At 42.1% G+C, this 19,195-nt stretch carries 18 protein-coding genes; 2 read left to right on the top strand and 16 right to left on the bottom strand.

Going from position 1 to position 19,195, the window contains the following annotated elements; translation table 11 throughout:
* Positions 1-20 precede the first annotated feature (20 nt).
* The 5 genes from astB to MMP72_RS07640 all read right to left on the bottom strand — a co-directional run bounded on the left by astB (position 21) and on the right by MMP72_RS07640 (position 6,487).
* Positions 21-1,361, bottom strand: coding sequence for an N-succinylarginine dihydrolase (gene astB, locus MMP72_RS07660; protein WP_241316041.1), 1,341 nt, complete (start codon positions 1,359-1,361; stop codon positions 21-23).
* Between the two features lie 33 nt (positions 1,362-1,394).
* On the bottom strand, positions 1,395-2,864 hold the full coding sequence (gene astD, locus MMP72_RS07655; RefSeq protein ID WP_241316039.1) for a succinylglutamate-semialdehyde dehydrogenase: 1,470 nt from the start codon (positions 2,862-2,864) through the stop codon (positions 1,395-1,397).
* A complete protein-coding gene (gene astA / locus MMP72_RS07650; RefSeq protein WP_241316037.1) occupies positions 2,861-3,907 on the bottom strand; it encodes an arginine N-succinyltransferase in 1,047 nt (348 codons plus the stop codon). The genes astD and astA overlap by 4 nt, the downstream gene beginning before the upstream one ends.
* 21 nt (positions 3,908-3,928) lie before the next feature.
* The gene (locus MMP72_RS07645) at positions 3,929-5,134 is read right to left on the bottom strand and encodes an aspartate aminotransferase family protein (protein ID WP_241316035.1); all 1,206 of its coding nucleotides are present in this window, start codon (positions 5,132-5,134) and stop codon (positions 3,929-3,931) included.
* A 78-nt stretch (positions 5,135-5,212) separates the two neighbouring features.
* On the bottom strand, positions 5,213-6,487 hold the full coding sequence (locus MMP72_RS07640) for a Glu/Leu/Phe/Val dehydrogenase (protein ID WP_241316033.1): 1,275 nt from the start codon (positions 6,485-6,487) through the stop codon (positions 5,213-5,215).
* A gap of 225 nt (positions 6,488-6,712) precedes the next feature.
* Between MMP72_RS07640 and MMP72_RS07635 the strand changes: the two genes are divergently transcribed.
* On the top strand, positions 6,713-7,135 hold the full coding sequence (locus MMP72_RS07635; protein ID WP_241316031.1) for an Lrp/AsnC family transcriptional regulator: 423 nt from the start codon (positions 6,713-6,715) through the stop codon (positions 7,133-7,135).
* Here MMP72_RS07635 and MMP72_RS07630 read toward each other — a convergent pair.
* The 5 genes from MMP72_RS07630 to MMP72_RS07610 form a co-directional block, all read right to left on the bottom strand.
* Positions 7,132-7,824 (bottom strand): oxidoreductase, encoded by a 693-nt coding sequence (locus MMP72_RS07630; RefSeq protein ID WP_241316029.1) that lies wholly within the window; start codon positions 7,822-7,824, stop codon positions 7,132-7,134. The genes MMP72_RS07635 and MMP72_RS07630 overlap by 4 nt on opposite strands.
* 1 nt (position 7,825) lies before the next feature.
* Positions 7,826-8,566, bottom strand: a complete 741-nt coding sequence (locus MMP72_RS07625) for an SDR family NAD(P)-dependent oxidoreductase (RefSeq protein ID WP_241316027.1) — start codon at positions 8,564-8,566, stop codon at positions 7,826-7,828.
* Positions 8,563-9,246, bottom strand: a complete 684-nt coding sequence (locus MMP72_RS07620; protein ID WP_241316025.1) for a glutathione S-transferase family protein — start codon at positions 9,244-9,246, stop codon at positions 8,563-8,565. Before MMP72_RS07620 ends, MMP72_RS07625 begins: the two co-directional genes overlap by 4 nt.
* Before the next feature lie 127 nt (positions 9,247-9,373).
* Positions 9,374-9,808: a PaaI family thioesterase gene (locus tag MMP72_RS07615; RefSeq protein ID WP_241316023.1), complete on the bottom strand. Its 435-nt coding sequence runs from the start codon at positions 9,806-9,808 to the stop codon at positions 9,374-9,376.
* A 33-nt stretch (positions 9,809-9,841) separates the two neighbouring features.
* Entirely contained in the window at positions 9,842-10,708 is an 867-nt protein-coding gene (locus MMP72_RS07610) for a metal-dependent hydrolase (RefSeq protein ID WP_241316021.1), read from the bottom strand.
* A gap of 168 nt (positions 10,709-10,876) precedes the next feature.
* Between MMP72_RS07610 and MMP72_RS07605 the strand changes: the two genes are divergently transcribed.
* On the top strand, positions 10,877-11,341 hold the full coding sequence (locus MMP72_RS07605; RefSeq protein WP_241316019.1) for a helix-turn-helix domain-containing protein: 465 nt from the start codon (positions 10,877-10,879) through the stop codon (positions 11,339-11,341).
* A gap of 55 nt (positions 11,342-11,396) precedes the next feature.
* On the opposite strand, the gene MMP72_RS07600 is transcribed toward MMP72_RS07605, so the two are convergent.
* The 6 genes from MMP72_RS07600 to MMP72_RS07575 form a co-directional block, all read right to left on the bottom strand.
* Entirely contained in the window at positions 11,397-11,822 is a 426-nt protein-coding gene (locus MMP72_RS07600; protein WP_241316017.1) for a YbaN family protein, read from the bottom strand.
* A gap of 30 nt (positions 11,823-11,852) precedes the next feature.
* Entirely contained in the window at positions 11,853-12,449 is a 597-nt protein-coding gene (locus MMP72_RS07595; protein ID WP_241316015.1) for a biliverdin-producing heme oxygenase, read from the bottom strand.
* 33 nt (positions 12,450-12,482) lie between these two features.
* Complete coding sequence (locus tag MMP72_RS07590) at positions 12,483-13,400, bottom strand: TonB family protein (protein WP_241316013.1); 918 nt, start codon at positions 13,398-13,400, stop codon at positions 12,483-12,485.
* Between the two features lie 9 nt (positions 13,401-13,409).
* Complete coding sequence (locus MMP72_RS07585) at positions 13,410-14,897, bottom strand: surface lipoprotein assembly modifier (protein WP_241316011.1); 1,488 nt, start codon at positions 14,895-14,897, stop codon at positions 13,410-13,412.
* A gap of 79 nt (positions 14,898-14,976) precedes the next feature.
* Positions 14,977-15,768 (bottom strand): Slam-dependent surface lipoprotein, encoded by a 792-nt coding sequence (locus MMP72_RS07580; protein ID WP_241316009.1) that lies wholly within the window; start codon positions 15,766-15,768, stop codon positions 14,977-14,979.
* A 189-nt stretch (positions 15,769-15,957) separates the two neighbouring features.
* On the bottom strand, positions 15,958-19,131 hold the full coding sequence (locus MMP72_RS07575) for a TonB-dependent receptor (RefSeq protein WP_277606345.1): 3,174 nt from the start codon (positions 19,129-19,131) through the stop codon (positions 15,958-15,960).
* Positions 19,132-19,195 lie beyond the last annotated feature (64 nt).

The raw sequence follows: 19,195 nt of genomic DNA, 5'->3' as shown, positions 1-19,195 counted from the left end.
CTACAGACGATTTCCACGTCCTATCTTTGAAAGTGATACACCGAACCCAAGCCCAAAATTTTGGTCAATTCATCCAGTGCGCTACGGCTCTCGATCAATAAACTTGGATCAGCTAAATCATCCTGCGTTAACTCATCACGGTAATGCCGATCAACCCACTGATTAAGGGTTTTGAACAAAGCATCATTCATCAATAAGTTCGGATTCACCGCATTAAGCTCAGCTTCATTGACTGCAACACGCAATCTTAAACATGCAGGTCCACCGCCATTGCGCATACTTTCACGCAAATCAAAGACTTTAAGATCATCAATCGGCGTTCCCATTTGAATCATGTCATTCAAATAGCTCCACACCGCTTTGTTTTGGCGTGATTCCTCTGGCACAACAATGCTCATCCCACCATCGGCACGGGTCAAAATTTGACTGTTGAATAAGTAAGTTGCGACTGCATCTTCAACCGTGACACGACTTTCAGGCACTTCAATCGAAATAAATTCCTGATCAATATCCGCCATTTTTTTAGCAATTTCACTCAGCGCTGCTGATTGATTTAAAAAAGCTTGTTGATGATGAAATAGAACCTGTTGATTACTCACAGCGATCACATCGTTATGAAACACACCTTTATCAATCACCTCAGGATTTTGCTGGATGAACACTGTGCGTTTTGCATCTAGACGATGTAAACGCACGATTGCTTCACTGGCTTCACGGGTTTGACGCGCTGGGAACTTTTGTGGCGCAACCGTACCGCCAAGTTGTTGCTGCCCATACACAAAAACCTGCACACCCGCTTGGTCATACGCACCACCCAAACGGTTATGGTTAGCAGCACCTTCATCGCCAAACAAAGCGGCTTCTGGCAATGCTTCATGATGCGTGAAATATACATCATTATTGAACATCGCTTGAAGGATACGCGTGGTCGTATGATGCTCAATTGATCGATGGAACTTATTATTCAAGTTGGCAGCAGTAAAATGTACACGCCCATCAGCACTATCCGCAGATGGAGAAACCGTACACGCATTTGCGGTCCACATGGATGATGCAGAACTTAACGATGATAATAAGGCAGGTGCAGTACGCATCGCCTGAGTGATGACATCAATATCACTGCCAGTAAAACCCAAACGGCGTAAGGTCGGCACATGCGGACGTTCTTGCGGGGCAAACACACCTTGTTTTAATCCAAGATCAGCAAGGGCTTTCATTTTCATCAAGCCTTGCTTGGCAGCTAATTTAGGATTTGACGCGTTATTACGATTCTTGGTCGATGCCACATTACCAAAGGATAAACCTGCATAATGATGCGTTGGTCCAACTAAACCATCAAAATTTATTTCATAACCAGACATTTCTCTCTCCATATCGTCACGGTGCAATTCAACTTAGAGCACAATGCCCGGTGATAATGTTGAAGGTAGTGTCACGCTGCCACTTTCCATTGATGCCATTGGCCATGCGCTATAGTCAGCGGCATAGAAAGCGCTGGCACGATGGTTTCCAGATGCACCCACCCCACCAAATGGTGCGGCACTTGATGCTCCTGTTAATGGTTTATTCCAGTTCACAATACCTGCACGCGCTTCGATGAGGACACGTTCAAATAGCTCACGGTCTGGAGAAACCAATCCCACTGCCAACCCAAATCGGGTGTTATTGACAATGCTTAATGCTTCATCAAAATGGTCATAACGATAAATCGTAGTCAGTGGACCAAAGTATTCTTCGTCAGGGATGCCATCGACTTGACTCACATCTAAAATACCGACAGTGAGTAATGAGCTATCCGCTTGTGGACGTGTCATTTCCAAGAGTGGTTTTGCACCTAAAGCGATCAGTTTGCTTTGCGCTGCTAACATCTGCTCAGCAGCATGAGAAGAGATTACCCCTCCCATAAAGGGTTGTGGTTCAGCATTCCAGCGACCAATGACGAGGTTTTTAGCCACTTCAACAAAACGCTGAATGAACGCATCGCCATTCGCACCTTGTTTTACGATGATACGACGTGCACAGGTACAGCGTTGCCCCGCAGAGACAAATGCCGACTGAATCGCTAAATTCACCACCGCATCAAGATCAGTAGCTTCATCAATAATCAGCGCATTGTTGCCGCCCATTTCTAATGCAAGAATTTTCTCAGGTGCACCTGCCATTTGTTTATGCAAGTGATAACCCGTGTTGGCACTTCCTGTAAAAAGCAGACCGTCAATTTGCTCAGCCGCTGCTAAAGCTTCACCTGTGCTGCGTCCACCTTGCACCACATTGAGTACGCCATTTGGCAGACCTGCCTGTTGCCATAACCTTGCGGTTTCTTCCGCAGTCCAAGGTGTGAGTTCACTTGGTTTAAACACCACGGTATTGCCTGCAATCAGTGCTGGAACGATATGACCGTTGGGTAAATGACCAGGGAAATTATAAGGACCAAACACAGCCAAAACACCGTGTGGACGATGGCGCAATGACGCAACCCCATCAGGTATTTCAGTTTCACTAAAACCCGTCCGTTGATGGTATGCACGAATTGAAATCGTAACTTTGCCAATCATCGCTTGAACTTCGGTCAAGGTTTCCCAAAACGGTTTACTGGTTTCTTGACTAATCACTTCTGCCAATTGATTTTTATTTTGTTCAAGTAAGCCTGCAAAACGTTCAACAATGGCAATACGTTGCTCTAAGGCTAAACGTGCCCACGCTGGAAATGCTTGTCGAGCAGCATCACATGCTTGTTCTACATCTATTTGACTGGCTTCATGCCCTGCCCAAATTTGTTGATTGGTCACAGGATCTGTTTTGCTTAATGCGCTACCGTGTCCCTGTACCCAAGCACCATTAATGAATAATGCACCTTGTGTCATTCCTGATTCTCCATATTTTCTAATGCTAAAACGCGTACTTGATCTTGTTCTTGCACATTGAGTGCCTGCGCTTGTACTGAGGTCATCAACAAAATCTCGTCATCTGATACAAGGTTATTGATGAGCAACACGCGGTAATCGGTGTATTGGTCGTTGGCAACCAAGTAATGAATGTCTGACGTCTCAACTTGCTCGGCAATTTTGACCGTCAACACACGGCTTTGTTTGACTGCACGTAAATCAGCAATATTGGCTTCTAGCGTTGGACCCGCATCAAAAATATCAACATAACCCTGATATTTCAGACCTTCTGACATGAGTACTTTTGCAGCGGGCAAGGTATGTGGATGGACTTCAGCAATCACTGTTCGTGCCTCTTGCGGAAGTAAATCCACATAGACTGGGAATCTTGGCATCAATTCCGCAATAAAGACTTTTTGCCCAACACCACTTAAATAATCCGCAGTAGCAAAATCCATATTAAAAAAGTGATAACCCAATGCATTCCAGAAAGGTGAGTAGCCATTTTGATCTGAGAAACCACGCATTTCAGCAATGAGTCTGTCTTCAAAATAAGACCTAAACGCTGCAATAAATAAAAAGCGCACCTTAGACAAAAATTTGCCGTTTTGATTTTTACGATAATCAGGATCAAGGAACAAAGTGCAAAGTTCACTGCAACCTGTATGATCATTACTTAAAAATAAAGTCTCTAAGGTCTTATACACATTTAGGGTTTTAGAAGCATGTACTTGTTTCGCCACACGAAAATTATAGAAAGGCTCATTTAACCCGACCGCAACTTCAATTGCACTGACACCTACAATTTTGTGAATGCTAGTGTCTTCAAGCACAAATAAATAACTCGCATCGCCCTTTTCGGCTAAACCCGCTAAGGTATGCGTGGTGCGGGTAATCCGCTCAGCCAAGATCGCTTTATTTTGCGGTAAGGAAGTCAAGCCAATGCCCGACTCTCCAGCTCGTTGCGCCAAACGATAAATATCATCTAAGTCCCGATGCGCTGCATGTCTAACAATCATCATGGTTAGATGCTCACTAAAGATTTAGAGGCGTGCTAAAGCACGAGCAAAACGGTTTAGACCTTCATCAATATCTTCTTTTGGAATAATCAGTGAGGGGGTAAAACGCACCACGTCAGCGCCCGCAACCAAGGCTAAAAGACTTTCTTCACCCGCTAGGGTCACGATATTTTTGGCTTTGCCTGCATATTCATCTTTGAGTACACAACCAATCAATAAGCCCTGCCCACGAATTTCTTTAAACAGATCATATTCAGCGTTGATTTTATTTAAAGCATCGACAAAATACTGATGACGTTGTTTCACACCGTCTAAAACTTCTGGGGTATTGATAAATCCAAATACCGCTGCCGCCACCGCAGATGCCAATGGATTGCCACCATAAGTTGTACCGTGATCACCGACAACAAACATGTTGGCGTATTTATCCGTGGTGATCATGGCACCAATTGGAAAACCACCACCGAGTGCTTTTGCTGTGGTCAAAATGTCAGGTGTCACGCCTGTATTCATATAAGCGTAAAGTGAACCTGTACGACCAACACCAGTTTGCACTTCGTCAAAAATCAGCACTGCGCCTTTTTCATCACAGAGGTCACGCAAACCTTTTAAGAACTCAAGATCAGCAGGAACAACACCACCTTCCCCCTGAATTGGTTCAACAATCACCGCACAGGTATCTTCGGTGATGACTGCTTTTGCAGCCTCCAAATCATTGAATGCAGTATGTTCAATGCCTTCTGGCAATGGTGCAAAATCTTGAGAATATTTCGGTTGACCGCCTGCGGTCACGGTAAATAAAGTGCGACCATGAAAGGCATTTTTAAATGCAACGATATGCTTCTTTTTCGGATTACCGCTTAATAAGCCAACTTTACGCGCCAGTTTTAACGCTGCTTCGTTGGCTTCTGCACCTGAGTTACAGAAAAACACTTTGTCTGCAAAGGTACTTTCAACCAATTGCTTCGCAAGACCCAATACAGGCTCATTGGTATAACCATTGCCAACATGCCAAAGCTTTTGCGCTTGTTCAGTGAGTGCATTGACTGCAACAGGATGGGCATGACCTAGCGCATTGACTGCAATTCCACCTGCAAAATCAATATACTCTTTCTCATTTTGATCCCACAGACGAGAGCCTTCACCACGCACTAAAATGAAATTTGCTGGCGCAAAAACGGGAACCATCCAATCATTAAAATTGCTACGTGTAATCGCGACATTACTCATTTTTATTTACTCACTTCCTGTTTGATCGTTGGGCTGTTTAGATGTTTAACAGCCCAGTTTTAAGCTGAGGTCTTGAATTTATCCCGGGAAAATACCGCGTTCTTTACGCGCTTTTAGAATACGTTCGCAGGCCAGAATATAAGCGGCTGTACGTAGACTACATACTTTATGTTGGGCGATTTCCCAGACATCCGCAGTGGCTTGAATCATTAATTTATCGAGGCGTTCATTGATCTCATCTTCCGTCCAGAAGTAACTCGCCATATCTTGAACCCACTCAAAATAACTGACGGTCACACCACCTGCGTTACAAATGACATCAGGAACAACAATGATGTTGCGCTCAATAAAAACATCATCTGCTTCTGGATACGTTGGACCATTGGCACCTTCAAGCACGATTTTGGCCTTTAGCTTTTGTGCACGTTCAACGGTAATCTGACCTTCCAATGCCGCAGGAATCAGAATATCCATCTCGACATCCCAAAACGCTTCATCCGCAATCACGGTGGCATCAGCAAAGCCCATCACACCACCTTGTTCTACAACATGCTTTTGTAATGCTTTGACGTTTAAGCCTTCTGCATTAAAAATTGTACCGGTGTGATCTTGCACACAGACAATTTTTGCACCCGCATGGCTAAACAAATAAGCCGCTTCGTTCCCGACATTACCAAAGCCCTGAACAGCAACTTTACTACCGGATACAGTGAGATTAATTTTCTTGGCGACTTCTAAACCCGTCACAAACACACCACGACCTGTGGCACGAACACGCCCGAGCGAACCACCTAAATGTACAGGTTTACCAGTCACCACACCTGTTACGGTATGACCTTTGATACTTGAATAGGTGTCCATCATCCAGCCCATGATATTGGCATTTGTACCGACATCGGGTGCAGGAATATCAATTTGAGGACCAATAATTGAACTAATTTCACTGGTAAAACGGCGGGTTAAACGCTCTAATTCACGTGGTGAAAGTTCTTTGGGATTGACACGGACACCACCTTTGGCACCACCAAATGGCAGATTAAGTACAGCGGTTTTAATCGTCATCCAAGCAGATAGCGCCATCACTTCATTCAGCTCAACATCATGATGGTAGCGGATACCGCCTTTACCCGGACCACGCGACAAGTTGTGCTGTACGCGATATCCCTCAAAATGACGAATGCTTCCATCATCCATCACAATCGGCACATCCACGATTAGAGTTCGTTTTGGGCGTTTCAGCGTATTCACAAAATTGCTGAGATCTGCATCTAAATAAGGTGTCACTCGATCAATTTGAGTGAGATAAGTTTGCCAAGCACCGCTATTTTGATCCGTATATGATAAAGACATCATCTGTTCCTTAATTAATCAATTGTCCCTGTTATTTACAGATTCCCTTTTATTCAGGGTTTCCTTTTCACCCCTTCGTCCTTGATGAACATTCAACTGCATGAGATTGAGTAAAATGTTTGAGGCTTGGTATATTCATTATTATTAAGAATCAAAATGATTCATAAAATTTGTTTTTCTGACTAAAATGAATTATTTTTTAGCAATCTGCTCATAGTAAATATCAAAATGAACAATATTGATCATATTCTCTTAGGATTACTGAAAGACAATGCACGGATGTCGATTACAGATTTGGCTGCTAAAACTCGGGTATCGAGAGCAACCGTGCAGAAGCGTATTGAATACATGGAATCAACAGGTATCATTACAGGATATACCGTACGTTTCCGTCCAAATGCAGAGAAAAATATCATTCGCGCATGGATGAGCATTATGGTTGAGGGAACCAAAGCACAGGCTGTGATTCGTGAATTACGCTTAGAATCAGCGGTTGAACGCCTACATACCACCAACGGGAAGTGGGATATTTTGGTAGAACTTCAATCAGATAGTTTAGAGAATTTCGATAAGGCTCTAGAGAGAATCCGAAACATTTCGGGTATTTATAATAGTGAGACCAGTATTTTATTATCGACTTATAAAATTTAAAGCCTCCCGATACTCACTTCCTGACTCCAAGTTGAGTTGGGTTGTGTGTGAATATGCCAACAAAGATGATCAATAGATTTCATTAATGGCTGATTCTGACTGTCCCATTTTTCCAGCATACAATAGGCAACATGAATCCCCTTAGGGTGAAACTCTCTTGCCAAAGACTGTGATAATGCCCGAATACTCGCAAACATACTTTGAGCGAGAAGATCAGCATTTGATAATGCTGTATCTTGCAGACCAAGAAAAATGAATGTGCCTTGCCGCTGTGCCAGCATATGCTTAATGATGATTTGTGAAATACTGACCGCACTTAGTCCCGTGTTTTGCCACTGTAACTCAACCTGTTGAGTAGAAAAGATAACTTCTTCATCTAACCCTTTAAAACTGGGTTGAAATATACAAAGTTCAATGTGATGTGCTTGCTGTCGGATGTGCTGCATCAAGCTTTTTAATGCCACAGGATTGACTAAATTTAAATACACCGTCGTAAGCGCTGAACGCTGACATTCAATCTGTATTGAAGTATGTTTAGCATCATGTAAGACTTGATAAACATGCAATTGTTTTTGCTTACTCTGCTCGATACCAGCTTGACTAAGATGATGTACATCATCACCTATAACAACAATACACCCTTGTCGTTTTGACTGACGCCGAAAGAACTGCGTGATGATATTGTTCATCCTAGAATCGCTCCTGATACGGACGTAGATCGAGTTCATGTGTCCATAAGTCATGACTTTGCTGGTATAACATTAAATAATTATCTGCAATTGCCTCGATATTTAAGCCACCAGTACCACGCGTTAATCTTGCTAAACGCCCAAGTCCAAATAAGGCTTTATTGACTCGATCTCCATCGACCATGCCATCAACGATTACATGTGCAATATGTATATTCTTCGACTTATACAGAGTTGCTAAATTATGTGCATAAGCACGTAATGCTGATTTACCCATGGTAAATGCAGCAAAAAATGGTTTGCCGCGCATCGATGCACTCGCACCTGTGAAAATCAGAGTTCCTTTTTGTTGCTGTTCAAAAGTCTTCAAACAAGACTGCGAAACCAAATAAGCAGACAAAAAAGTCGAGCGCCACATTTTTGAGAAAAAGGACAACTGCGTTTTTAAAAACAAGGATGGAATATTGCCACCCACATTATGAGCAACAACTTCTAGCTGTTCATTATTTGCAATGATCATGTCAAATAAAGATTGAATCTGTTGATCATTTTCGGCATCTAAACAATAAGCGACAGCATTCCCACCTTGTTCATCAATAGTTTGAGTCACTGCTTGTAATTTATTGAGCGTTCGTCCTACGACATAGACCTTTAGACCAGATTGAGCAAAGCGCCGTGATACAGCAGCCCCAATCCCTTGCTCTGCCCCGACTCCAACGACAACAGCGACTCGGGTACTCATATCTGTTTTATCCAAGCTGCAATATTAGAATAGCTATTAATTTTTGCGCCCCAGACTTTACTGGTTCGGATAACCTCTAAAAGCTGTGAACCAACAGCAATATCTGCCACCGTTTTACGATCGCCAACTAACCAACCTGTAGAGCCTAATACCAGTTCAATACGTTGCAAATGACGAATAAACTCAGCCTCGATATCTGCTTTTGCCATACGTCCAGTACCTTGCATTTTGAGCTGAAAATTCAGGGCTGATTTCAATAAAGGTTTCATCAAAAATACTTCATGCTTGGGACGACCTGCGGCACTGATTGCAACAGCATGATTTAAGGCATCGGCATCACTGACTCGAAAATGCACCTCATAGAAATACAACAACTCGTCTGCCCAATCTTCCCAAAGTTCGACATAAGCCTTTTGCAATGGATCAGTCGGATATAATCTTGGTGAATCTGGATAAGCCTCATCGAGATAACGTGCAATACGGGTACTATCTTGAATACGTTGACCATGAATATCTAATACCGGTACTTTACCGACTTTACTGAGCATGGGAACTTTTGCACCAAGAACACCATTGTAGTTTACGGTTTCAAATGGAATCTCTTTGAACCGCAACATTCTGGCGACTTTCTGGCAAAATGGTGAAATTTCCCATTGATGTAACACCACTGAATTTTTCATTCTTATTCCCTATAAAATGAGGATGCTATTTGTACTGAATTCGATATGTAGGGAGCCTAAATAATTAAAAGTAATATGCTCCTGCTGAGAAGCATATCACCTAGAAACGATGTGCCATATCTCTTTACTAAGCACGAATAATCATATTGGTGGCCGTGGCATGTGCATACAACTTACCCGCTTCATCACGTATATAGCCTTCAGATATGATCAAGTTACGCCCCACGTTGATCACTTTTCCTTCAGCAATCAGTTTGGTATTAAACGGAATAGGACGACACATCTTGATATTTAAATCTGTGGTGCCATAACCCTCACCTGCCGCCAGCACAGTATGTGATGCACAGCCTGTCACTGAGTCTAAAACCGTCGCGGCAAAACCACCATGCACACCACCTAGCGGGTTAGTATGACGTTCATCTGCAATCGCACTAAATACAATCCGTCCGTGCTCCACCTCAACAGGCTGCATTGGTATCGTTTTAGCAATTCCTGGTGCTGGAAAGAGACCGTTACAAAAGGCTGTCATGATTTCTAAACCAGTCATATTTAATGGATTCATACGTATTACCTGTCTAATGGGAAAAAATATTTTTTAATGAATAAAGGTTGATTGTTCAGGAGACAAACCAATTTTTATTTTGGTTTGTGCAACAATTTCAGACTCATCCGTATCATTTGGATGAAAGTTAAAACGATAATAAGAGAAAAATTGTGGTACCAGCTTTCGATATGCCTGTACGGTAAACCCAGCAAATTTTGCCCAAGATTTCAGATTCAGTAATTGTTTATCTCTAGACATTAGCATCACTTGATAGACATTCGACATGAGTGTGATCAAAGCGAGACTCAAAGTAAAAATCGCAACTCTAGGGATATAAGCTGTCAGACCTTGACCATACAAATATTGATACATATCGTAAGCAACGGCTTTATGTTCTGTTTCCTCAACACTATGCCATAACCAGAGGTTACGAATGGTTTCATCTGTCATCAATTCATTGACATTTTTCATCATTTCCACCACCAGCACTGCGGTGTAATGTTCTAGCCCTACGGTGACCAATAAATTCCATTTTTTAGGGAAAGTGTTTTCAATCGCTTTTAGAAGAATCCCTGTAATTTTTTCTAATGATTCAGGGTCTAAACCATATTTTTGAGCACTGAGGTGAAACGCATGGTGCTCTTTGGAATGCATCGCTTCTTGACCAATAAATGCACCAATATCACGATCTAATTGCTCATTCTCTTTGATCTGTCCTCGCAAAGCACGGACTGATCGCACAAAGTAGGATTCACCCTCAGGAAATAGCGTCGATAACCCCGTGAAATAATGAGTAAACGTAGGTTCATTATTACACCAATACTTCGGCATATCTGCAAACTCATAATCCATACGGCGTACAGGGAATGATGCAGGTGTTTTTTGTTTTGTTTTTTCTTTCAACACGGATATAGACATGACTCACCTCAAAAAAGTTTATCTTAAAATAATAAGTTCCAAAAAGGAACTTATATAATCAAAATAACGATGCTAAGATATATTGTCAATAAAGAGGATGTCTTAATGGCTCAAGTTGTCCTAAAATGACAGCCTTGTTCCTGTAAAGATAAATAGATGGGGTCTGCAATGAAATGGCGTGAACTCGGTGAAATGAATTGCCCGATAGCAAGAACTTTGTCTATCTTTGGTGATCGCTGGACCTTGCTGATTATTCGTAATGCCTTTATGAAAACTCGACGTTTTGACGACTTTCAAAATCAATTGGGTATTACCCGTCATTTATTAACTGAACGAATCAATCGTCTGGTAGAAAACAATATTTTTGAAAAAGTTCTCTATCATGAAGCACCGAAACGTTATGAATATAGACTGACAGAAAAGGGACTGGCACTTTATCCAATCCTTGTCACCATGAGTGGCTGGGGAAATCTGTGGCAAAATGAAAATAAAGAATTCCAAGAACTCCGCTATCTACATAAAAGTTGTGGCAATGTCACTAAGCCCGCGCTTAGGTGTGACTGCTGCGGTGAGGAAATCGATGCGCGACAAATGTCCCCTGTGTATCTGCCCACAGAACAAGGCGAAAACTAAGGTCTCGTTCACCCATGTAGCGAGATCCATGATGACTAGAATCCATGTATGTTAATTATTTCCTCCACATCCAGATCAGCACAACCAGCATGCATGCTATAGCAGGATAGACAAACCAAGGGTGAGGAATCGTCCAGATCATCAGCCCCGCCGCGACGGTCATACTGATGCTGGACATATATTTTGCTTTTTTAGGGATGCGACGATTTTCCCGCCACTCTTTTACAATTGGTCCAATAAAACGATGATTCAACAGCCATTGATGTAGTCTTTCAGAACCTCTAGCTGCAAAAAACACCGCCAATAAAATAAAATCGACAGTCGGTAAACCAGGAGTAAAAATCCCCAGTATTCCTAATCCGATGCATAACCAAGCGAGACCGATAAAGAGCATTCGCCACCAAATCGTACGAGCAAGTTTGCTCTCTGCTTTTAATGGTGAAGAAAGCGCTATATTTAATTTGTTGTCGGTGTGATCCATATTTCCCCTACCTCGTTATGCATCATGTAATCAGTGCAATTCATCTAATCTGCTGAGTGCATTGCCAAAGTACCCAAATGCATCGAGTGCACCTTGAATGACGCGATCTTGCTGAGTTTGATCAAAACCCGTTTCATCTAATGCCTGTACAAATCGTTTCCATACTTTGGCACGGCCCTCTGGATAAGCGGCAAGATTACGAGCAGCAAATGTTTCAGAGAAACCCAAGTTTTTTTGCGCTTCTTTAAACAAAAAAGCAGCGCCCAAGGTTGAACCTTCAGAGACATAAATCCAGCCCAATGCCTCAGGCAACTCGACATTTTTACTGTGTAAGGGCTGACCACTCGGTTGAATTCCTAAGTCTTGCAAATCTTCAAATGCCTGCTGAGAACGTCCACGAATCCCTAAATCTGGAATCAGTTCAGCCACCCCCTCTTTTTCAAAAAGGTGCTCAATCTCTTGCTGAAAGTAATATTGTGACAAGGTGAATTGTGCATATCTTTCTTTACTCGAAAATACGGCTGCCTGTGCCATTAATTGATGCATACGTTCATGTTCGGCTGCGGTTTCTTGCTTTAAACGCTGAGATAAATGATTGATGGTCATTTGTTCTGTAGCTGCATTCATTTTCTTTCTCCTAAAATGGATATCACTGATTGCTCAACGATTTCGACTCAGTGTAAGTTGTACTGGAAACTCCACGACAACGGCCACTGCTCGACCGTTAATTTTGTAAGGTTTAAATTTGGATTTACGCGCAGCTTGTATCACCCGTTCATCTAAACTGGCGATCCCTGAGCTTTGGCGTAACTGGATATCGGTGGGTTGCCCGTTTTCATTGATACGAATACGCAGTTCAACCACACGGTTTTGTTGCTTGAGTTCACGATCGTCATAGCGAAGTTGTCCAAAACTCAATACATCGACACTACTCACTTGTACCGGTTCATCATTGTCGATTCGGCTGTCTGGTGAACGTGAAAGTTCTTGCTGTGAAGCAGATGTTTTTATGCCACCAGAGGTTAACTGGCTTTCTCCTTGCTGTTGTTTGTAAGGGGTTTGGCTTTGATTTAAGCGCTCTAATTGCTGCTCGACCGTTTGATTAGGTGTCGTTTTATCTTCATTGAGAGATGGGAGCACCGATGCTTTAGATGGGGTAGCTGGCTCATTATGGGTTCTTTTACTAAGCTGGCTATCTTGGATCACACGATCAGCATTGCGACTACTGAGTATTTGAGTTTGTTCAGTTGCTTTTTGCTGAGCGCTTGATGTATTTAAAACAGGTTGCTTATCCAAACCTTGTTCTTTTGGCGACGTTGCAACAGTTCTTTTTTCTGGTGGATAAGGTGTCGGTTGTTCAGAACTTGATACTGAAATGAAATGTACTTTAAGTGCATTCACTTTGGGTGAATTGGCAAGGGTATAAGGTTCAATTAAATGACTTAAAAACCATAATCCAATTAAATGCAAAACCATCACGGCAAATACAACACCCCATTTCCCAAAATGATCCAGTGTCAATCCAGTAGAGATTTTGAATTGTTCTCTATAGTGAGGAGATAGATTTTTTAATTTCATCATGATCTCCTAAAACCGATGCTCAAGTTTCAAGCTGACATGATGTTTGTCATAGGAATACAACCAATCGACATTGCTATTATTATGGTTATAACGATAGGTTAAATTAGGGGTCATGCCATAAAACTGAAAGCGTGGCATTTGCACAACAAAGGTATAATTTTGTTCAAAATCATGACGACGTGTCTGAAAGACCTCTGCATATTGATCAAATTGACGCCAACGATAAGAACTCAATAGCGTTGTGTTAATGCCTATATCCCACGGTTTACTCAGACCGAAACGAACACCTTGTTGCTGATAGGCTGCTAAATATTTTTCTTGTGTCGAGCGATCAAGGACATCCAATCCACCAAATAGTGTCCACTGCTCAGGCAAAACTTTCCAAAAAGTCGCCAATGCTGAATGCTCTTGCCCATTGAGTGTTTTATAGGTGTGATAATCAAGATCTTTAATTTCTGCTTCAAGCTTAAATGCTGTATCAGCCGAAACAAATCTCATCCACTCAATACGTCCTCCCCACGCATCATATAAGCCATCATTTGCATAACGTTTATGCTCAAACAGTGGTGCAATCGTTATTTGATTTTTTAGATCAAAAAAACTATAGCCTGCATTAATATTCAGGGTGGATTCATTGTAATCGGTATGATTGTCATAAGACTGCCCATAAGCCAAACCGCGTAAGGCAATCCCATGGTTACCGTGTATAGAAAAGCGCTTGATTAAACTGGCTTCATAGTCCATTCCTGCCGCAGACTCAGTCTTAGGACTGCTACGGGTGATTTCTCGAATGACCATATTGCCATCCTGATCCACACCATAAAGCATCCAGGTTTTACTTTGTTCGGAAGAACTATTCAGATTGCTGGCATACGTTGATCCAATGGCTAAGCTGCCTTGCCAGTTGTCACGCTGATCAAGCGCTTTGACAAACAGATTGACCGTTTGCTCTACCTCTGCTGGTATCACAGCACGATCACTTTGTGCCAGCCTGCTCTGAATGGATGTAAAAAGGCGTGCTGCTTCTTTGTTCTTCTGCTGTTCAAACAGCACACGCGCTAACTCAAGCTCACAAATAAGATTGTTGGGTTGTTGATTTAAACTGCTTTTAAATTTTTGTTCTGCTAATTTGAGCTCTCCTTGAGCACGCGCCAATGCCCCTTCGGCAAAATCAGTCAAAGCTTGGTCATAGCCTTCATATTGTTGATAATGCTTTAGATAAACCGCAGCATTGCCCCATTGCTTTTGCATGACAGCCAAATACAAAGCTTTTGCTAAATCATCTTGATTTTTCTCGACCTCATAGACTTGACCATTGATCACAATACGTGGGAGTTCATCAGTGCGACGAATCACCCCTTGTTGTTGTAATTCATGCTGTTGCTGTAATCGATGTTGATCTAAGCTTTGATTCAGGCGAAGTTGCGTATCATCATCTGCATAGAGCGATGAGCTCCCCCATAAAGCCAAACAACACAGCAATGTTCGTTTCATATCTACCGCAAACCAAAAATTAAAATCATCACGCCATAAAACAAAAGGAACCTACAACTGTAGATTCCTTTTGCCAAAATTAGTTCTTCGCACCACCAAATGCAGTGTTATAAGAGACATTGTCAAACTTCGCGATACCCGCTAAAGCAGCAGCATTGGTACCAAAGAAATGCCCCTGAACAAGACCTGAATCATTTAAGCCCGCTGTTCCATTTGCCGTTGCGAATCCATTAAATGCAGCAGTTCCTGGGTTAAATGTCACACCATCCAAGGTTAAGTTTGAAACAGTTGTACCCGTTCCAGTTAATGAACCTTCCAAAGTACCTGCACCAAAGTTAGCCGTGAAATTACCACTTAACAGATTGGTTGCTGAACCATTAATACCTGCAACGGTATACGTTGCCGTACCTGCGGTTGGTACAGTTGTATTGGTATTATCACCCGCGTAATAAACCGTATGGCTCGCACTTGCTGGTGTATCGCCAGCCTTCCACCATTCACCAAAATAAACTTCCTGTGTACCCACCTGACCAAAATTGAAATTACCTAAAGCACTATGTGAAGGTGGCATTGCCGATACAGGAATATGAGAGATATTAAAAGTCTTGGTACCCACAGTAACATCGCTATTGCTTGTGCCTTGTGCAGCAAATGCCTGCGCCAAACCTTTCAAGGAACTAAAACCTGTGAAAGCGTTATATGGTGCTCCCGCGGCCTGTACTGATAGCGCAGCAGCGCCACCCGGATGACTGGCATTTGCAGCCGCACCGATTTTGATATTTGCTTCGTTACTTGAAGCACCATCAATACCTGCATGAGCAAACACCGCAGAACATGCAACAAGACCGATGAACAGTTGAGAGATTTTCATTTATTGTTACTCCATTTTTCCAAAGCTAAGTTATTGTTTCAATGAAGATAACGACATCGTTATCTGTTTAGTTATATGAGCAGTCAATTCAATAGATTGCTCCATTTTATTGTAAATAATAATCATTCAATTTTATTATTTACGCCTATCTAATTCCCGCTGCTTTAAAAGTGGGAATTAAATTCTGTGTCAAAACTTAGTGGTCCAGCTCACTTTCAAGGTACGGCCAGGTGCGGCCATTGCACTCCGCGTTAAAGGGTCGATATAGAATTGGTTTGAAAGGTTGTTCCCCACAAATTCAACCGTGTTATAGGGATCGACTTGATAGCGCGCATAGGCATCGAAAATCCACGTATCATCCCAAGCGAGAGGAACATTGAGGTAATAGCCTTGGTTGATACCCGAGTCATTATTTTTACGTAGCGGACTTTCATAGCCTTTGTAGAAGGTTGCACGTGTGCCTAGTTCAAGCGCTTCATCAAAGAAACGTGCGCCAAATAAAGCATGTGCACTGAGTTCAGGAGTCGACATGGTCACCAGATAGCCATTGGGGAAACCATCATCGACGCAACGTTGGTATGCATCACGGAATTGAATCCCTTGATCCGTTTGTACGGTGCCACTGTTAATCATTTTATTAATGGCACTATTGCTGTCACAAACTTCATTTTTGAGGTTATAGGCCAAACTTAGATCAGTAAAGAAAGCACCATTATCAAAACGACTTTGCAATTCTAGACCTGAAAGTTTTTGCTCATCCATATTGGTAAAAATCAGATTTTGATTTCGCTCAATCACATTTTTAGTTTTGTTGTAGTAATACGCCAACTTAATATCAGCATTCCTTGCCGAGCTTAACCAATCACGCATGTCATAGACATAACCCACTTCATAATTAAAGGCATGTTCGGGTTTAATCGCTTGATATGGCATCATCGCCGAAAAGCCCACGGTACTTTCAAATAAGCTTGGTAAGCGATATTCCTCGGCATAACGTGCATAGAGTCGGTTATTTTCAGTCAAATGAATAGATGCACTCAACTGAGGTGCCCAGCCACTATCTTTGACTTTAGTTACAGATTCAATCGGAACTTGTTCAATCACAGCAGGACTAAGATCGCCATTACCAACAACAACATATTTCTGTCCAGAGGCATTAAGCTGATCCAATAGATTATCTGTCAAAGCCAAATGACCATTTTCATCTGCCTTCCAAGTGAGCGTGTTTTTTTGTGTCCAAATGAGGCTATATAAAGTCGTTTCTGATGCAGGTACCGTTTCTAACTGACCATCCCAATCAGGATTGCTCGCTGCATACCGTTGTGTAAAGCGATCCAGCAGACGTTGCTGCTGAGCATCATAACTTTCAGGCATGGTCAGATATTCAAAGCTGTATTCTTTAAGTTTGCTTTTCTTGGTAAATAACGGATTTAACGCAGGATCAACACCATCACGTATAGTTTTATTTAAGAAATCATCAAAAGCCCAATAAGAACGATAGCGCATGCCTGCATCAAAGCTCAGCCAAGACAATGGGCGATAATTAAAATTAAAATCAAAGGTTTTTTCTTCACGTCGACCTGCACGCGGTAAGGCCTGATATAAAGAGTAGCTTGAACCAAATTCACCATAGATATCATCAGAAGTGAGTTTTTCTTTTAAGAAACTTCCGCCTAAAGTCAAATCTAGCTGGTCTGTGAATCGGGTTTTATTACTTAAAGTGACACCCTGACGTCGATTATCAGAATGGCTGACCGCGGTATTAATAATTCGATTATCCCGAAAATCTATTGTCGTTGGCCAACCACCACGCGTATAGGTCTGACTTTCGGTATCGGTTTGCCAAATATTGGCATAGAAATCGACCCACTGATTGGTCTCAGGCTTAAGTTTGTATTCCAAACTATATGCTTTGGAGCGTATATCACTGAGTGGCCATTGAGGTACACCTAGATCGGGTGTTAATCCCCAATCAATTCTTGAAGGCATGATTTCGCCGAATCTATTTTTGGTGTCTCGATAAGTCAGCTTTAGGGCTTGGTCATCAGTTGGTCGATAGTTTGCTTTAAATAACCAAGACTCCATTTGACTTGAGGTATTTGGTACTTCATCACCAGGCTTATAGGCATGTGCAAAGTAAGGAATAAAATCTAGACTACCACTCGGCTCCGCTCGTTTATAATAGCCAGCCCCATGTGTACCTGAAAAATAATTTCCACGTTCACGTACAGCATAAACAGCCAATAAATCAAATTTATCCTGTTTCATTGCAAGTGCAAGTCGCCCTGCTAAATCATCCCCTGAAAAATTAGAATTATCATTTCTGGTTCTATTCTTTTTATAAATATCAGGATCATACTTTGCACCATTCACATCAATCCATGGTGTTGTGTCATTATAATTCTTACCGATTTTACTCATATCAGGTAATGATGGATCAATCGAGTTGGTTGAGCCTTCTACTTTTAACTCTGCCCCAAAGGTTTTACCCGGACGAACAATATCATCCGCCTCTAAAGTCTTGACCACCACACCACCGCCCACCGAAGTTGTGGTATTGCGTTCCAGTGATGGTCCTTTAATGACTTCAATACCAGCAATCAGGTTTGGGTCAATATAATTTCGGTTATTCACCCCATTGTAGCCACGCCACACCGCAATCGACTGTTCGGTTCCATCGATGGTCAAAGGCACTCGACCTACGCCCTGCACTCCTCGTACACTTGGATCTAATGCCCCACTATTTCGGGCATCGCCACTGTAGACACCCACCATACCTTGTAATACATCGGCTGGATTCGTCCCTTTAAAACGTTCTACATATTCTTTTCCAGCATAAACGGAGGAATGGTTTGCATCATAAACCTTGTTATATCCTTGCGTATCACGGTCTTCTTGACCATAGACCACAAGCGGGGTCAAACGGACAGAGACCTCATCCATTGGCGCTCGAGATGTATCCGCAATTACAGAACGATTAGGCTGAGTCATCGCAGGTTGTGATGTTTTCTTAGCCAACATATAGCCCTGCCCGACTTTCACAGCATAAAACGCTGTGTTCATCAAAATATGCTGAAAACCTGACTCGACAGAATAATTGCCTGTTAGACCTGAACTATTTTTTCCTTTTAATTGCTGCGCATCGATTGCAATTGAAGTTCCTGACTGCTCGGCAAATTGATTTAAAACATTGGCAAGCGTAGCTGATGAAATATTATAGGATTTAACAGTTAGCGTTTCGGCATAAGCATGCTGCAAAGGTAATGTCAGTCCACCAATACCCATGCTATATATCGCAAGTGCGAGCTTTGAGAGCTGAAATAGATTTCGATTCTGCTTTTGACCATGTCCTAACTTTTCCATCACACCCACCCCAGTAAATAAAAATAAGAATCATTCAATATGCTTGCTTAAAATGATCCAAATT

This window comes from Acinetobacter sp. NIPH 2699 (assembly GCF_022549355.1).
Lineage (GTDB): Bacteria > Pseudomonadota > Gammaproteobacteria > Pseudomonadales > Moraxellaceae > Acinetobacter.
Note: the sequence above shows the minus strand (reverse complement) of the source record. Positions and strands in the feature narration are given on the sequence as shown.

Coding starts and splice junctions, on each gene's coding strand:
- MMP72_RS07620 (WP_241316025.1), bottom strand. CDS start 9,246: ATGAAAAATTCAGTGGTGTTACATCAATGGGAAATTTCACCATTTTGC.
- astA (WP_241316037.1), bottom strand. CDS start 3,907: ATGATGATTGTTAGACATGCAGCGCATCGGGACTTAGATGATATTTAT.
- MMP72_RS07600 (WP_241316017.1), bottom strand. CDS start 11,822: ATGGATCACACCGACAACAAATTAAATATAGCGCTTTCTTCACCATTA.
- MMP72_RS07595 (WP_241316015.1), bottom strand. CDS start 12,449: ATGAATGCAGCTACAGAACAAATGACCATCAATCATTTATCTCAGCGT.
- MMP72_RS07645 (WP_241316035.1), bottom strand. CDS start 5,134: ATGAGTAATGTCGCGATTACACGTAGCAATTTTAATGATTGGATGGTT.
- MMP72_RS07610 (WP_241316021.1), bottom strand. CDS start 10,708: ATGTCTATATCCGTGTTGAAAGAAAAAACAAAACAAAAAACACCTGCA.
- MMP72_RS07575 (WP_277606345.1), bottom strand. CDS start 19,131: ATGGAAAAGTTAGGACATGGTCAAAAGCAGAATCGAAATCTATTTCAG.
- MMP72_RS07640 (WP_241316033.1), bottom strand. CDS start 6,487: ATGATGTCTTTATCATATACGGATCAAAATAGCGGTGCTTGGCAAACT.
- MMP72_RS07630 (WP_241316029.1), bottom strand. CDS start 7,824: ATGAACAATATCATCACGCAGTTCTTTCGGCGTCAGTCAAAACGACAA.
- MMP72_RS07625 (WP_241316027.1), bottom strand. CDS start 8,566: ATGAGTACCCGAGTCGCTGTTGTCGTTGGAGTCGGGGCAGAGCAAGGG.
- MMP72_RS07615 (WP_241316023.1), bottom strand. CDS start 9,808: ATGAATCCATTAAATATGACTGGTTTAGAAATCATGACAGCCTTTTGT.
- MMP72_RS07635 (WP_241316031.1), top strand. CDS start 6,713: ATGAACAATATTGATCATATTCTCTTAGGATTACTGAAAGACAATGCA.
- MMP72_RS07605 (WP_241316019.1), top strand. CDS start 10,877: ATGAAATGGCGTGAACTCGGTGAAATGAATTGCCCGATAGCAAGAACT.
- astB (WP_241316041.1), bottom strand. CDS start 1,361: ATGTCTGGTTATGAAATAAATTTTGATGGTTTAGTTGGACCAACGCAT.
- MMP72_RS07585 (WP_241316011.1), bottom strand. CDS start 14,897: ATGAAACGAACATTGCTGTGTTGTTTGGCTTTATGGGGGAGCTCATCG.
- MMP72_RS07590 (WP_241316013.1), bottom strand. CDS start 13,400: ATGAAATTAAAAAATCTATCTCCTCACTATAGAGAACAATTCAAAATC.
- astD (WP_241316039.1), bottom strand. CDS start 2,864: ATGACACAAGGTGCATTATTCATTAATGGTGCTTGGGTACAGGGACAC.
- MMP72_RS07580 (WP_241316009.1), bottom strand. CDS start 15,768: ATGAAAATCTCTCAACTGTTCATCGGTCTTGTTGCATGTTCTGCGGTG.